Genomic DNA, 15,223 nt, shown 5'->3' with positions numbered 1-15,223 from the left:
CATTCAGCCGGGTTTGTTCGAGTCGATCATCCCTGTTTTTGTTTTGGTTTTAGGACTCGGTTATGCAGGTTTCGTTTTTGGAAACGGCACAGTCGACGGACCCGCTCAGATGCTTTTGATTTTATCGGGGACGGTCGCAAGTTTGCTCGGGCTTCGTCTCGGAGTAAAATGGGAAACCTTAGAAGAGCAGATTTTAGAATCTCTGAAGAACGTTTTAAAACCCGTGCTTATTCTTTTATTGATCGGTTCCTTGATCGGAGTCTGGATCTGGTCTGGAATCGTTCCTTCGATGATCGTCTGGGGTTTGCAGATATTGGATCCATCCTATTTTTTAATCACTGCATGTCTTCTTTCTTCCGTGGTTTCTTTGATCACCGGAAGTTCTTGGTCGACCGCCGGTACTGTCGGGGTCGCGTTGATGGGAATCGGGAACACTCTGGGAATCCCTCCCGGAATTTCAGCAGGTGCGGTCGTATCCGGAGCGTATTTCGGAGATAAACTTTCTCCTTTTTCCGAGACCACAAATCTTGCCTCTTCCATAGCGGGAACTCCACTTTTTACTCATATTCAACATATGTTATATACTACGATTCCGGCGTTTTGTATCGCACTTGTTGCGTTTGCCTGGATCGGCTTTGGAGAATTTTCGAACTCTTCCGGTTCTGGTCAAAAAACGGAAGAGGTCATTCGACTGCTTAACTCTTCGTTTCGAATCCATCCCGCGTTATTGTTTCCTCCCGTTCTTACCTTTGTATTGATCTACTTTAAGATTCCCGCAATTCCTTCCATCTTGGCGGGAATTCTTTCAGGAATCGCTTCCGGAATTCTTTTGCAGCATCCCGAATTGAATTTTCAGGAAGTCTATAGACAAATATTGAACGCTTCCTCGAAAGGAAATTCTATGGAGACCGGAAATGCTCTCACAAACGCACTTCTTTCGAGAGGGGGGATGGCCTCGATGCTTCCGACCGTTTGGCTTATTTTTTCTGCAATGTTTTTTGCGGGCGCGATGGAAGGGGCTGGATTTATCCAGAAGATAACGACTGCGATTCTAAGATTTGCGACCACGGATCGTTCTCTTTTGACAGGAACGATTTTGACCAGTTTTGCGGCGAACCTGCTTTCTTCGGATCAGTATCTTTCAATTCTCGTTCCCGGTAAGATGTTCAAAAAAGCTTATGAAGAACGGGGGCTGGATCCGAAAAATCTTTCCAGGGCTCTGGAAGATTCCGGAACTATGACTTCAGCATTGGTTCCTTGGAATACCTGCGGTTCTTTTATGGCGGCTACGTTAGGCGTTCCTGTCATTGTTTTTCTTCCATACGCTTTTATGAATCTAAGCAGCCCGATCATCTCTCTGATCTGCGCCTGGACCGGATGGACGATTCGCAAAAAGAAATCGATTTCTTAGATGAAAATTTTCAAAATCAAAAATAATCCAACATTAATTCCGTTCAAAATAAAGAACCATTGAAAACTCGGAGACGTGATTGTTTCCAGAATCGCGAAATCGATCGTTTTTTTTATGGCGTTTTGCAGATCTTCCGAATTCGGATTTTCTGAATCGGGAATTTTAGCGGAAATTTCCTTAAGAAGAGTTTCTACTTTTAGTTTTTGAGCGAGCTTGGAAACAAGGGCCGTCAACGGAAAGGGAAGGCTTTCCAGCTTGGTCAAGTAGTAGGGGAGATTTTGGATTTGTTGCGCGATCGAAAAATTCTTTCCCTTTGTATTGTCCGTTTCCGCCTTTTTGCGGATAGATTCCTCCAAACGTTCCGAAAGATATTCGCTGATGATTCCCCGATTGTCTCCAAGCATACCGTAGAGTGATTTTGTGACGGCGTATTTTTTCCCGAATAAAAAATGAAGTCCCGGAAATACGATTCCAAAACCTAACACGATTAAGGTGACAGGCCAGAGTTCGATGACGATCACTACGAGCGCGATCGCCGCGCCGATTCCCCCTGCTCTTGCGATAGGAAGCCCGCCCAAATCGGAAGAAAGTGCTTTCATCTCGGGGAAAAGAAACGCGAGAAGAATCCAGTTTAGAATGATGCCGATCAAAGTAAAAAAGGCTATGTTGATGAGACCTGTAAAAGAAGCTTTGGCGGTGGATTTGAGAAGGGTTATTTTGTCTATTTTCATAGAGATCTTATTCTCCTTTCGGATAGGAATTGAATCTCTATGAAACATCTCCGGATTTATAAGTCTATAAATTATTGTAAAAAAGGAGACCGAATAAACGGAATTTGGAATAACGAGGGTTGTTTCCTTACCCCTTTTTTGACGTTATCCGGCCTCTTAACAAGAAAGTGATTTATTATTTTAGAAAATGTTTATGTGTTTATTTTGCGAATTCTTGCCCGAATCGATCCGAAGCCGCATTCAAATCGTTCGTTGCCTTTTCCAGGTTGCGATTGATGTTTTCAAGAAGCTGGTCAATTTGTGTCTCGTTGACTTTGGCTCCGCTTTTAAGACTGAGTCTGAGATCGATCAGGCTTTTGTAGTCGGATCCTACGATTTTCTGATACAATTCTATCGAAGCGATTCCTGCATTTTTTAAATCATTCTTTCCTTTGAATTCCTTTGTCGACTTGAGCTCTTCGAGGGCCTTTGTCAGTTTTTCTTCCCATTGTTTGCGAACCGTTTCGGCTGTCGCAAAATCTTCCTTCGACATTGCGTCGTTCATAGCCTCTAAGTCTTCGCTTGCTTTGTTGACCGTATCGATGATCTTATTGTTATAAGCGACCGGATCCTGCGTATTGCAGGCGGAAAACACAAGAATGCAACAAAAAGTTGCAAAGACTGTAATATACTTTGTATTGTTCATGGCTCGAATCTTACGAGTATTTCCCGGAGATCAAGAATATTGTGAATTGAGAATTTATCATTTAATAAAGAGGATGCTTTAATTTAAAGAATAGGAGTGTTAAATATTTTGCTTGCAGCGGATTTCTTTCGAATGGTTCCTTTTACGAATCTTCTGATAAAAAAATCCTACCAAACGAGTGGATTCGGAATTTGATTTTTCATTTTCGTCCCGACGAACGGATCAATGCTTGGTAAGCGGATATTTGGAAAGCGAAGTTGGTCGGATTTTTTTTCGCGCTTTTAGGTTTTTAAGATCAGAATGATCTCCGTTCTTCGATATCTCCGAAACGTTTTTTTTTCATACAATCGGGGATCGAATTCTTTCCGAGTAAAATAGACCGAGCGGGAGTAAAGACGTTCGAATCGGGACTCCTGCGCTTGGGTTCGGGACAAGAACCTTACCCAAAAGTGAGGAGAGATGCAACGAGAATCGTTCCGAGAAGCGGAATTTTCTTAGGAGTTCCTACACGGAAATTTGCGCTTGCAAAATTAGGATTTTGTGATATAGCAAATTCCACCGGAGTTTTCCCCGCCTCCGCTCCCCTCCACCCAAAATCAGGGTGGGGCGCGCGACTTTTTACGGGAAGAGCGTCGTAACTACGACGGATTTTCTTAAGATGGCAGGTTCCTTTTTTGAGAAAGGCCGCTTTGGATTCTGCGACCTCAAGCGTGAAAAATCCGCTTCTTGTGGAAATAATCGCAAAGAAAAGCCTCCAAAGGGAATTTTTCTTTGCGTCCTTAGCGGTTGGAGGGTTATTTCACGTAGAGTTGGTCGAAAGAGGCCCCATCGGCAAAATGATCCTTCTGTGCCCTATGCCATCCTCCAAAATGACCATCGACAGTGATTAGCTCCAACTTTGGGAATTTAGATTCGTATTTTTTTAAAACCGTCAGACTTCTCGGACGATATCCGTGCTTGGCAATAATTTCTTGAGCTGCTTCCGAATACAAAGACTTGAGATATGCCTTTGCTGTTTCCAAGGTTCCGTGTTTTTCCGCGTTCTTTTCAACAATTGCCACGGGAGGTTCGGCAAGAATACTTAGGGAAGGAAATACCACTTCGTATTTGTCTTTTCCAAATTCTTCCAAGATGAGAAAGGATTCGTTTTCCCAGGCGATCAGGACGTCTCCGATTCCGTTCTGTGCAAAGGTGTTGCTCGAACCACGAGCTCCGGAATCGAGAACCGGAACATTCTTAAATAATGTTTTTATAAAGTCCTGAACCTTAGAGTTGTCGTTGCTGAATTTTTTCTGAGCGAATGCCCAAGCAGCGAGATAGTTCCATCGCGCACCTCCGCTCGTTTTCGGATTCGGAGTGATCACGCCGACTTTCGATTTTACAAGATCGTCCCAATCTTTGATATTCTTAGGGTTTCCCTTCCTAACAACGAACACGATCGTCGAAGTATAAGGTGTACTGTTGTTCGGTAGGCTTTTCAACCAATCTCTCGCGATCAAACCTTTCGAAGCGATGATGTCTATGTCATAGGCGAGGGCGAGAGTTACGATATCCGCTTCGAGTCCGTCGATGACCGATCTTGCCTGTTTCCCGCTTCCACCGTGCGACTGATTGATTCTTACTTCGTCTCCGGTTTTGGACTTCCAGTAGTTCGCAAAAAGTTTGTTATACTCCGCATACAATTCCCTGGTCGGATCGTAGGAAACATTCAGGAGATTTACGTCTTTTGCAGAGAGTGTTGTGTTTCCCGCGATCCAAAAGAATAAGATCGCGGCGATTTTGGATATTTTAGTTTTCATCGTTTTATTTTCCTAACTTCTAATATTAAATCACATAGCAAATTGGACAAAGAGAAAGAAACTGTAAGACTTTCCGTCCAGCGTATATCGGTCGTTTACGTTAGTCGCCCATGGATTGACCCTTGCGTTTCGGACTGAGTCTCCCGCGAGGAGATACGACGCTCCCGTCCAAATCGAAACATAGTCTTTAAGATAGTATTGATAGATTACGTCGAATTCGTAGAACAGACGTTTACCGCCTCTTTCGCCGAGCTTGTAACCGCCAAACGCGGAACCCGAAACATTCTCCGTGGTTAAACCGGTATTAGGCGTTCCTCCGGAAGAATACCAAGCGTCGTTTTCAGAAGCTTTTTGAACGTCGTAGGCGACGAATATAAATCTTCCGTAATTTGCAGAATTATACATAAGATGAATCGATTTCGTTCTAGTGTTCGACCAGAACGTTGCGTTTACGATACCGTTTCCGGAATCGAAATAGGGAAACCCGCCCGATCTTGTAGCGAAGGACGCGTCATAGGTTGCAACCTTGTTATCGGTTCTGTTCGGATCCCCCGAAGCGATCGAATATTGAATTCCTATTCTGAATCGATCAAAGAAAGTGTAACCCGTCTGAGCGATGAAATACTTCGCGTCATATTGAACGTTTTCGGTGTATATTCTTGAGGAGTTCGATTTTCCGTCCACGGTTTGTTTGAGTTGATCCCAGCCTGCGTTCACCCTTTGGCCATTGAATCCGTATTGCCAAGAACCTTCCAGAGTCCAATCCCATGATTTCGCCTTCGGCAAACGGTTATTATCCGTTCGATTTGATAAGCGAAATCCTACTGTATTCAAATCGTCCCTTTGTCTAGTTCGATCCTGGCTCGTGATAGGGTTCGGACCTTGTTCCCATTTTTTGTCTATGTTAAAGTAATAGAAATCGATAAGAAAGTCTTCGAACTTGAGAGTGTTGTATAAACCTGAAAGATAAGTATCGTTTACGGTTCCTCTTTTGACTCCGTTTGCGGTGTTGTTCCCGCTTCCGGCGTTTGAGTCTTCCGCAACGATGGAAGTAAAAGCTTCCGAGTTAAAATATTTGGAATTGTATTTCACACGGGCGCCGTCGAAAGAGTTACCGGTCTGGCCGTCGTTTCTTCCGCCGATATATCGGTTGTCTCCAAAACCGAAAATTTGTCTTCCGATGAAAACCTCGAAACCGTTGGCGAAGTTTTTTAACTGAATAAAACCTTCTCTCAGATCGGTGTTATTCTTAATGCTCACCGAGTTGGTGGCGGTTGGAGCGGAACTGAGTTCCACACCGGCAGAGTTGGAAAGTCCGAGATAACCCAACTGACCGTCCTTACGGGATTGTTCTCCGCCGAAAACGCGAACGTCCTGGATCGTAACCTTAGCAGCGACATAGGGACTTGGATCGATGATAAAAGAAACCTGAGAATTCTGAGTCGCAAAGTTTCGATCGTCCTGAGTTCGTTTATCAAAATCCGCATTGTGGCTGTAGTCAAAGCGCGGGCGGACTTGGAAACCGACTCGGAAGATATCTCCGAACCAGAGACGATCGACCTTTCGAACCGCATCTTGGTGTTCCGGAGAGAGGAGCATCGATTTCATAAACTCCCCCGGAAGTTTTCCTTTGTAAGGACTTTTGTAAGGTTCTTCTTTTGCGAGTTCTTGCTGAATTTCAGGAATCCCTTTTCCGTCATTCGGTTGTTCCTCATACTTTACATCCGAAGGAGGATCCAAGTTCAGAACCGGACCAGAATCGGAAGCTTTCGTCTTTTTTGTTTCTTGAGAAAAGAGGCCAAATGTAAGAGTACAAAGGAAAAAAACTCCGGTAATAATTTTTGTTGTCGTGCGTTTCACTTAAATCCCTCCTTGCGAAATTTTTTACTAAGAAAGAAGATTTCACGTTATAGTCAATATAAAATCTGTTATATTGGATATTTTTTCAAATTTTATAGAAACTTGTTTGTTATTATAGTAATATTTCTAAAAAAAGAGAAGAATTCTTTCTGAAAAGCAAAAGCTGGAAAGGAATGGAACTACTCAGATGTTGGTGTTCTGAAATGTTTTTCCGAGAAAATACTACTACAAAAAAAGATCACGGCTGATCCGATAGAAATTCGTATGATTGTTCCCATCGCTATTTCTTGGGAACCAGGCCCTTGGAAAGAATCCAAAGATACCTTTCATTTCTTCACAATCTTAATAAAAAGAATTTGAACAGTTTTGAAATCTTGGAAAGATCTTTCCTCTATGTTCGGAAACGTTTTACGGTATGAAATTCTTTCCTTAAAAATTCGGCCGTTGCGTTTACTAAAATCCTTTCGATTTCTTTTTTGCCTCTGGATTCTTCCTTTTCTCTTCTTATCCTGTGCGGGAACGGGGTCGAAAGCGCCGCTCGGGAGATCCGGAGTTCTGGACGCGTCTTCTTGGGACTTTCGAAAAAACGGAAGTTTGACTCTTCGCGGAGAATGGATGTTTCACTGGGGAGGATGGAAATATCTATCCGAAGAAGGAGATTCGAAACCGAATCAATTGAGATCGGGCGAAATCGTATATGTGCCGTCCACTTGGAACGGAGGTTCGAGAGCGGGGAAGGGATTTGGTTCCTACATACTCGAAGTGAAACTACCGGACCAGGTCCAAAGACTGGGTTTGATTCTTCCCGATCAAAGTTCTTCCTATGAGCTCTTTTTAAACGGAAAACCGGTTTTGAATTCCGGAGAAATTCTTCGAAACGAAGATTTCTCCTTAAAGGAAGTAAAAGAGGGGATACGCCCCTTGTTTTTTGAGTTCGAATCCTCCGGGAAAAATCTGGAAATCGTATTACAAATCGCGAATGAAGATTTGAGATTGGGCGGATTTTGGTCCCCGATCATTTTAGGAGACGCGGATTCTTTACGTTCCGATTGGAATCGAAGTCTTCGTCTGGATTCTTTTTTGGTGGGAGGTTTGTTTATTATGGCCTTTCTCCACCTTTCTTTTTTTTTGATGAGAAAAAAGGAAACTCAGTCCCTTTATTTCGGACTTTTTTGTCTTTTGATGGGATTTAGAAGTCTTTTTCCGGGGAATCGATTGATTCTCGAATACACGGATTTTCTAAATTATGAAACTATAATACGAGTCGAGTATCTTACGTTTTATCTTTCGGTTCCCATTTTTTTAAACTACATTCTTTCCCTATATCCGAGGGATTTAAAAAGAATCTTTGTGGATATTCTTTGGTGGATTTCCTCGGTCGCCTCGGCGATCGTTTTATTGTTTCCGATGAAAGTTTTTACCTATACGATTCCGATTTATTATTTGAATGCCTTTTTCGCGGGGAGTCTCGGACTTTATACTCTGATTCGGGCAGTTCGTAAAAAAAGGGAAGGAGCAATCATTCTTCTGACCGGATTTTTATTTATCTATCTCGCGATGATCAACGACCTTTTGTATGTGAGTTATTTTTTGGAAACCGGATATTACAGTTCGATCGGAACTTTTGTTTTTTTGGCGGCGCAGTCCGTCTCACTTTCGGTACGAAATTCTAAGAACATGCAAAGGCTTTTGGATCTTTCGCGCAACTTGGAGAAAAAAGTCGAGGAAAGAACTCATCGACTGAAACTGGCTCTGCGCTCCATCCAGGAAGATCTGGAGATGGCCGCGAAAATTCAGGAAGACTTTTTGGAAGTCCCTGAAGATTCCTCTTTTCAAGAGATCGGGCTTCGTCTTTATACTTTTTATCAACCGATTTCGAGTGTCGGCGGCGACTTTTACAATGTTCGAAGAAGCGGAAAAAACGGAATTCGAATTTTTATCGCGGATGCGATCGGTCACGGCATCCAGGCTTCTCTGATAACGATGGTGATTCAGAGCGAATACAATTCGATCTTTGATTGGAATCTTTCCCCCGGAGAACTTCTCACAAAACTTTCCCAAAAGTTCGCGTCCAGAATCGGGGATGTAAGTCCTTTTTTTTCCGGTCTGATTTTGGATCTGGATTTGAGCGCAAATCGGATCCTTTTTTCCAGTTCCGGAAATCCGGCCTGTATTCTGACCGGAGACGGAAAGTCCGAGTCGCTCGTACTCGTCGGTCCGTATGCAGGAATGCTTCCGCAACATCGTTATGCCGAGTTATCTTATGACTTACCGAAGAACTTTCGATTGATTCTTTTCACCGATGGATTGCCGGATCGTTTTTTGTTTTCCGGAGATCCGTACGAACATTTTTCTATCGAAGAATGGATTCGAAATCGAGTGGATCAACCATTGGAAAAAGTTTGTGAAGAATTGCTGGCCTTGGCGAATTCTTTGGTTATACCCGATTTTAAGAAGGATGATATAACTTTGCTCGGAATCGAAAGATCGAATTTGGGATAAAGACGGTTTTTCGATTTATAGAAATGGGTTCGAAAAAAAGATGACAATACGCGGATTCAAAACGGATCTTTCTTAGATTTTAGAATCCCGAGGAGTCTCTATGGCTTACAAACTTGATGGCGCCAAATTTCCAACCTTAGAAGAATTGATCGCCGCCCTCTATCCCCTTTACGCCGATAAAATGTCCGAAGCCGACTTTAAAAAATACGTTCAAGAAAACGCAAAGAAGGAATGATTTCTTTGTCTTTGGTCCTTTTCTGCGGACCAAAGACGGATCGGCCCTTATCCGTTTTGCTTGTCAGGAAAGCGGGTTTCGTAAGAATCATCCCATGCAAATCATCACGGGGAAATGGAAAATTCCCCACGCCGCAAGAAAGCCTCTCGTATTTTTTTTAGTTCTCCTTTTTCTTTCCATTCAGTTTAGATTTTTGTTTTCGGATTCCGTTCCCGATTCGGTCTCCTTGCAGAATCAATATCTGATCGCCCAGGACTATCAGGTTCTTTTTAAGAATTTTTTATCCTCAGGTTACGATCGTTCTCTTCACGGAGGGAGTCCTACATTCTACTTTCAATCTCCGTTTTTCTTTTTTTTAGTTTCCTTCTTACACACATTTTTTCTTTTTTTTCTTCCTTTTGGCGTCGCCTTCAATTTGGGGATTCTTCTGACTCTCTTTTTGTTTTCTTACGCCTTTTTAAAACTGGGCTTTCTCTTTCTCACCGAAACCAATCTCAGTCCAGGAAACGCACTTCTTGCGATGACCGGTTTGATGTTTTATTTTTTGTATCCCGGGGATCGTGTCGTCGGCGCGGGTGTGATAGGAGTTTTTCAGAATTCCATCTCATCGGTGTTAGGTCTCGGGTTTGCGATTCTTGCGATCTACTATCTGGAAAAGTTTCGTTATACGGGTAAAGTTTCGTCTTTTGCGAAGAATCTGATAACCGGTTCACTCGTGTTTTACACTCATTACGAGATGTCGCTTTTTTACGCGGTTTCGCTCGGGATCTATTTTCTTTTTTACAAAGACGAGTTTGAATTTTTAGAAATTCTTTTTATCTTTCTTTTACCGGTTCTTGTCGCGTTACCCGTTCTTTGGAATTACTTTGCATACGTTCCGTTTCAGCAAAACCCTCCCGTTTCTTATCCGATCAACGGACTTCTTTCTCTTTTGGGAGAAGAATTTTCGAATTCGGTCGCAAGACCTGAAAAGTTTTTGGACGTTTTTAAACAGATTTTGATCGATCAGTATTGGATTCATCTTTTATTCCCGATTCTTTTTGTGATCGGAATTCGCTTGTTGTTTATCCGCAAATTGCTTCCTCCGATTTCGAGATTTCTGATTTTTGGAGCCCTTCTATTTTATTGGATGGCCACCGATTCTTCATTGTCCTTGATTTTTCCTTGGTTACACGTTAAGTGGTATACCGCTCTCAATGTTTCTCTCGTCTTTCTCACATTTGCCGCTTTGGTCACGGCCCGTTTTTTTCTCAAAAATCTCGCGCCGGGAAAATGGAAACTATGGACGGGGCTGATTCTTTTTATATTAGGAATGATTCGTTTTATCGTCACGATCCCCGGTCCTTCCACGGGAATCGAAGACCTTTCCAAAACGCCTTCCGCGATCTGGAGCCAAAAAGAAGAATGGATCGGGATTCTAAAGGAAACTCCGTATTCTTCCCTCATTGCTTCCGAAGAAATTACGGGAGGAGCCAATTCTTTAGATTCGAAATGGGCCTCCGTTTTTGTGAGACAGTCCGTTAGACGAAATCTCGTTTTACAAAACCGTTTTGAAAATTCTTTACCTTCGTCTCCGGAGGAAATCATCCAACTCTTTCCGTCACAAGGGCCTAAAAGTTCTTTGGTCACTTACGGGAAACAATCCAATCTACGTCCGGTGCAGGAAAGGGACAAACTTTCGGATTTGTTTTTAAACCTACTTCAAGAAAGAGGTGTGACTCATCTGTTTTTAAAGTCGGAAGCGCTCAATCAGTTCGCCGTGAATCTTCCGGATTCTTTTACTCTGATCGCAAAAAAAGGAGAATGGATTCTTTGGAAGTTGAACATCGCCAAACCGCCGTTAGAACTTTTGTCCTCGAAACCTTGGGCTTTATTGATCGACGACGCCGGACAGGAAAGGAGAACATCGGTTCGATCCGAGGATATTTCCGAGTTCGCATTACATTCTCTTTATACACTTTCAATTTCTTTGATTCCGATCACGACGGAAGAATATAAAAAGGACGAGAATGCTTTTTCCGGTGCGGTTCCGTTTTCCCGGTTGAAGTCGGAACTTCAGAGACTCGTTTCGCTCCGAGAAGAGGAGAATACGAAAAAAAAATCGAAGGTTAAGATTGATTTCGAAAAAGAAATGAGCGGGGCAGGAACGGAAATTCATCCGTTTTCATGGGATGATTCCCTGATTGCTTGGGAGCTCCCGTCGATCCAAGACGAGAACGTTTGTTCTCCGGTTCTCATCCGATCAGGATTCTTCCCCCTTTGGAAATCGGAAAACGGAGAAATCAGTTATCGAACTCTGGAAGGTCAGTTTTATTTTTGTTCCAGACAAAAGCTGAATCGATTCGTATTTTATGATATTCGATCCTACCTAATTACCTTTCTTCAATTGCTCCTGCCTCTTTTGTTTCTCGGGGCGACGTTCTTAAACCGAAGGAAATTATCCAATTGATTTTTTTTGCGTCTTCAAGATCCGCCAAAACTCCGTTTCGAAAAAGACAGATATTTTCCAATTCTCTCCTGGTCGCGTTTTCAGTCTCGATCCTCGGGATTTTATTCTTCGGAAATCCGGAATCTCCCGCTTCCAAAATCGTATTATCGGCGTTAGAGGGTGGATTGATCGGAGGACTTTGTGATTGGTTTGCAGTTTGGAAAACATACAAGGCGATCGAAGAGGACAGTTTTACACTCGCAGGCGAAATCGGAAACTGGGTGGCAGGCGATCTATTACATCACGAGGTGATTCGTTCCAGGATTCGAATGGTTTTGGAAGACCCCACAACCAGAGACGACGTACACGAAGTTCTTTTGGAGACTTTCGGTAACGAAGTTAAAACCAAGGAGGTCCTAAATCAACTTTTTGAAAAGGTGGAGGAGGACATAGTGGGATATATCGTTCATTACCAGTTTTCGGGAACCGATGTCGCTTTATTGAAAGAATTAAACCGACAAAAAGAGATTATGGATACGATCAAACTTCTGATTGGGGAATCCATGATCCGCGTCGCCGATACTGAGGAATTCAGATCACTTCTGCAAGAAATATTAGGAAAGATGAATTTAGTAGCCCAGGTGGTCCTGAGTCTTGTCGTAGACTTTCCGAAAAAATTGAAGGAATACGGAAATCACGTCAAACAAGGACTTGTAATAGAATCCAAAGACGAGAAGACGATAGAAAAACTCGTAAACCTGATGGCAGCTTCCACGGAAACATATATATCCTCTTGGAACGAACTGCCCTTGGAACAAAGGGAAAAGGCGGTTCGTTCCCTGATGGGATTTTTAAAGGATCAAGCAAGCCGACTTCTGGGAGCTCTGATTCAAACTCATCTCAAAGAAATCGGCGAGATCAAAACCCTGCAAGAATACGCGCCGCTTCGTTCAGTTTTGGAATTCGTGGAAAAACGCGTGGACGAAGGAGTTTCCGGTTATATCGGAAAACAGATCACGACTAGACTACAAAGTCTGGATCCGAAAGATCTCAGAAAAAATTTAGAATGGAAAACTCGAAACGTTCTGGAAACGATTCGGATCAACGGAAGTATCCTCGGATTCTTTCTGGGTTGTGTTACGGGTTTTATTCGATTCTTCTTTTAGCAAAAATTCTTACATAAAAAATCCGGCTTTGATTTCGAAAATGCGCGGGATCTTCTACAAATTTACATTCAGAGAGTCTAATTTTCAGGAGATATATGGAAGCAGTATACCACGCGCAGGAAACAAGAGGAAAGGCGGACTTTGGTTGGCTGAAGAGCAGACATACTTTCAGTTTCAGTTCTTATTATGAACCGAATCGGGTTCAATTCGGTAAACTCAGGGTTCTAAACGACGATATAGTAATCGCGGGAAAGGGTTTTCCGCCGCACCCGCATGAGAATATGGAAATCGTTTCGATTCCACTTTCGGGAAGTCTGGAACATAAGGACAGCGAAGGGAACAGCACCGTCATCGAAGCAGGAGAAGTGCAAATCATGTCTGCGGGAACCGGAATCGTACATTCCGAATACAACGCTTCCACAAAAGATTCCGTCAATTTTTTACAAATCTGGATTCTACCGGAAAAGATCGGTATCACTCCCCGTTATGAGCAGAGGAAGTTTAACGTGGAGGATCGTCAGGGGAAATTTCAAACGGTCGTATCTCCAGAAAAAGGCAATGGAGCTGTTTGGATCAATCAGAACGTTACTTTTTCTCTCGCACACGGGAACAAAGATTTAAGAATCGATTATATTCCAAAAAATAAAAATGGAGGCGTTTATTTTTTTCTGATTTCAGGCTCCGTCGAAATCGAGGGAAATAAAATGTCGGCAAGGGACGGCTTGGGACTTCCGACTTCCTCCAAAATGGAAGTGAAGTTTTTGGAAGAATCCGAACTTCTCGCGATCGATACGCCGAAGTAAGAGTTCCTACAAAATTTCTATTTTGAACTTTTTCCGAGGAGTTCTTATTTTGAGGAACTCCTTTTTTTTTAACAAGCTTTGGCCCCGATTTTTTCAGAGCCTTTTTATACAAAAAACGTGGGAACTCCAATGAGAATTTAGAGCAGGCCAAAAACCTGAGAGGGTAAAAGATTCTCACTTTATAAAATTCGAATGTAACTGTGTGAGTTCCCACAGATTACGTCGCATAGATTTTTGTCTGAGATTTTGAATCGTTCTTCATTATCCAAAAAATGTGAGAGTTCCCACATTTTTAAGTTTTCTGGACTACTTCTTATTTTGAGGAACTCCTTTTTTTAACAAGCTTTGGCCCCGATTTTTTCAGAGCCTTTTTTGTACAAAAAAACGTAGGAACTCCCGCAGATTCTTAGAATTCTCAAAAAAAAACATGGATCGAAAAACCCAAAGGCGTCTTACACGCGCCGACCGGAAGGAGCTTCCGTCAAAAAAGGTGAGAGTTCCTACAAAGACCGTTTTTAAGAAATCATTGTCGATTCCTCGATCAAATTTCCCCGGTCTGGATGGAAAAGGTCCTCAAAGAGCCTTCCCTTAAAACTCGAATCGGTAGAGTCTTATGGATCGTAGATTCATCCAGGGTTCGGTGCATGTCGTCGATGGAACGGATGGTGGTATCGTTTAGAGAAAGAATCATATCACCTTTTCTTAATAGACTGTAAGCAGCAGGAGAAGAATTCTCCACTTCGATCACAAGAACCCCCGAACTCTGTTCCAACTTATTGAAGATTTTCAATCGATTGGAAATAATCTGGTTCTGCCCCGCAATTCCGAGATAACCTCGTTTTACAAAACCGTTTTTCATCAGACGGGTAATCACGTATTCCGCCGTGCCGGAGCCGACCGCAAAACAAATTCCCTGAGCCGATGGAATGATCGCGGTGTTGATTCCGATCAATTCTCCTCTTGAATTCACCAAAGGTCCGCCTGAGTTTCCGGGATTGAGAGCGGCGTCGGTTTGGATCACATCCTCGATCAATCTTCCCGAACGGGAGCGAAGGCTCCTTCCCAATGCACTGACTACCCCGGCCGTTACGGTGGATTCGTAACCCAGGGGATTTCCGATCGCGATCGCGAGTTGTCCGACTTTTACGGAAGTCGGTTTTGAAAAATGCAGATAAGGAAAAGGATCGCTCGTGACTTTTAATACGGCGATATCGGTCATGGGGTCTTCTCCGATCTTCATCGCCTTGAGGCTTCTTCCATCGGGAAATTCAGCGTTGATCTCGGACGCGTTTTCGACTACATGTTGATTCGTTACGACAAAACCGTCGGGTGAAATTAAGAATCCGGAACCGGCCCCACCTCCGCGATTCCCGCTTACTTTGAGATGAACAACCGCCGGACTTACGGTTTCCACCGCGTTGGTGACCGCTCTGGAATAGGCATCCATCGGATCTTCTTCTCTTTCCGAAGAAGAAAATCGGGAGACGTTGTCCGAAACAGGATCTTGGGAACCAGATTGAACCCATTGAATCATAAAAAACCTCCGGCTTTTTCTTAGACCCGATAGCCTTTAAATGTATTTAGAAAAGTTACAAAATAAAGA

11 protein-coding genes are annotated in these 15,223 nt (G+C 43.0%); 6 read left to right on the top strand and 5 right to left on the bottom strand.

The window, feature by feature from the left end; genetic code table 11:
* Window position 1: 1 nt before the first annotated feature.
* Window positions 2-1,411, top strand: coding sequence for a Na+/H+ antiporter NhaC (gene nhaC, locus JWG45_RS07115; RefSeq protein WP_205279086.1), 1,410 nt, complete (start codon window positions 2-4; stop codon window positions 1,409-1,411).
* Here nhaC and JWG45_RS22140 read toward each other — a convergent pair.
* The 4 genes from JWG45_RS22140 to JWG45_RS07095 all read right to left on the bottom strand — a co-directional run bounded on the left by JWG45_RS22140 (window position 1,408) and on the right by JWG45_RS07095 (window position 6,465).
* Window positions 1,408-2,142, bottom strand: coding sequence for a hypothetical protein (locus JWG45_RS22140; RefSeq protein WP_232380571.1), 735 nt, complete (start codon window positions 2,140-2,142; stop codon window positions 1,408-1,410). The two genes, nhaC and JWG45_RS22140, sit on opposite strands and share 4 nt — an antisense overlap.
* Window positions 2,143-2,341: 199 nt before the next feature.
* The gene (locus JWG45_RS07105; RefSeq protein WP_205279068.1) at window positions 2,342-2,827 is read right to left on the bottom strand and encodes an LIC11966 family surface protein; all 486 of its coding nucleotides are present in this window, start codon (window positions 2,825-2,827) and stop codon (window positions 2,342-2,344) included.
* A 794-nt stretch (window positions 2,828-3,621) separates the two neighbouring features.
* Window positions 3,622-4,626, bottom strand: coding sequence for a sulfate ABC transporter substrate-binding protein (locus JWG45_RS07100; RefSeq protein WP_205279067.1), 1,005 nt, complete (start codon window positions 4,624-4,626; stop codon window positions 3,622-3,624).
* Between the two features lie 30 nt (window positions 4,627-4,656).
* Window positions 4,657-6,465 carry an alginate export family protein gene (locus JWG45_RS07095; RefSeq protein WP_332476347.1) on the bottom strand — a complete coding sequence of 603 codons (1,809 nt, stop codon included), beginning with the start codon at window positions 6,463-6,465 and terminating at the stop codon, window positions 4,657-4,659.
* Between the two features lie 387 nt (window positions 6,466-6,852).
* Here JWG45_RS07095 and JWG45_RS07090 point away from each other — a divergent pair, with 387 nt between their 5' ends.
* The 5 genes from JWG45_RS07090 to JWG45_RS07075 all read left to right on the top strand — a co-directional run bounded on the left by JWG45_RS07090 (window position 6,853) and on the right by JWG45_RS07075 (window position 13,620).
* Window positions 6,853-8,988, top strand: a complete 2,136-nt coding sequence (locus JWG45_RS07090; RefSeq protein ID WP_205279065.1) for a PP2C family protein-serine/threonine phosphatase — start codon at window positions 6,853-6,855, stop codon at window positions 8,986-8,988.
* A gap of 100 nt (window positions 8,989-9,088) precedes the next feature.
* On the top strand, window positions 9,089-9,223 hold the full coding sequence (locus JWG45_RS22405) for a hypothetical protein (RefSeq protein ID WP_269750278.1): 135 nt from the start codon (window positions 9,089-9,091) through the stop codon (window positions 9,221-9,223).
* 94 nt (window positions 9,224-9,317) lie between these two features.
* Window positions 9,318-11,672, top strand: coding sequence for a hypothetical protein (locus tag JWG45_RS07085; protein WP_205279064.1), 2,355 nt, complete (start codon window positions 9,318-9,320; stop codon window positions 11,670-11,672).
* Entirely contained in the window at window positions 11,672-12,817 is a 1,146-nt protein-coding gene (locus JWG45_RS07080; RefSeq protein ID WP_408611613.1) for a DUF445 family protein, read from the top strand. Before JWG45_RS07085 ends, JWG45_RS07080 begins: the two co-directional genes overlap by 1 nt.
* Before the next feature lie 95 nt (window positions 12,818-12,912).
* A complete protein-coding gene (locus JWG45_RS07075) occupies window positions 12,913-13,620 on the top strand; it encodes a pirin family protein (RefSeq protein WP_205279062.1) in 708 nt (235 codons plus the stop codon).
* A 541-nt stretch (window positions 13,621-14,161) separates the two neighbouring features.
* Here JWG45_RS07075 and JWG45_RS07070 read toward each other — a convergent pair.
* Window positions 14,162-15,154, bottom strand: a complete 993-nt coding sequence (locus JWG45_RS07070; protein ID WP_205279061.1) for a S1C family serine protease — start codon at window positions 15,152-15,154, stop codon at window positions 14,162-14,164.
* Window positions 15,155-15,223 lie beyond the last annotated feature (69 nt).

The organism is Leptospira ainlahdjerensis (assembly GCF_016919175.1).
Classification (GTDB): domain Bacteria; phylum Spirochaetota; class Leptospiria; order Leptospirales; family Leptospiraceae; genus Leptospira; species Leptospira ainlahdjerensis.
This window is presented reverse-complemented; position numbering and strand designations above follow the sequence as displayed.

Bases quoted from the DNA above. Each gene is read 5' to 3' on its own strand.
- JWG45_RS07070 (WP_205279061.1), bottom strand. From the start codon at position 15,154: ATGATTCAATGGGTTCAATCTGGTTCCCAAGATCCTGTTTCGGACAAC.
- JWG45_RS07075 (WP_205279062.1), top strand. From the start codon at position 12,913: ATGGAAGCAGTATACCACGCGCAGGAAACAAGAGGAAAGGCGGACTTT.
- JWG45_RS07085 (WP_205279064.1), top strand. From the start codon at position 9,318: ATGCAAATCATCACGGGGAAATGGAAAATTCCCCACGCCGCAAGAAAG.
- JWG45_RS07100 (WP_205279067.1), bottom strand. From the start codon at position 4,626: ATGAAAACTAAAATATCCAAAATCGCCGCGATCTTATTCTTTTGGATC.
- JWG45_RS22405 (WP_269750278.1), top strand. From the start codon at position 9,089: ATGGCTTACAAACTTGATGGCGCCAAATTTCCAACCTTAGAAGAATTG.
- JWG45_RS07105 (WP_205279068.1), bottom strand. From the start codon at position 2,827: ATGAACAATACAAAGTATATTACAGTCTTTGCAACTTTTTGTTGCATT.
- JWG45_RS22140 (WP_232380571.1), bottom strand. From the start codon at position 2,142: ATGAAAATAGACAAAATAACCCTTCTCAAATCCACCGCCAAAGCTTCT.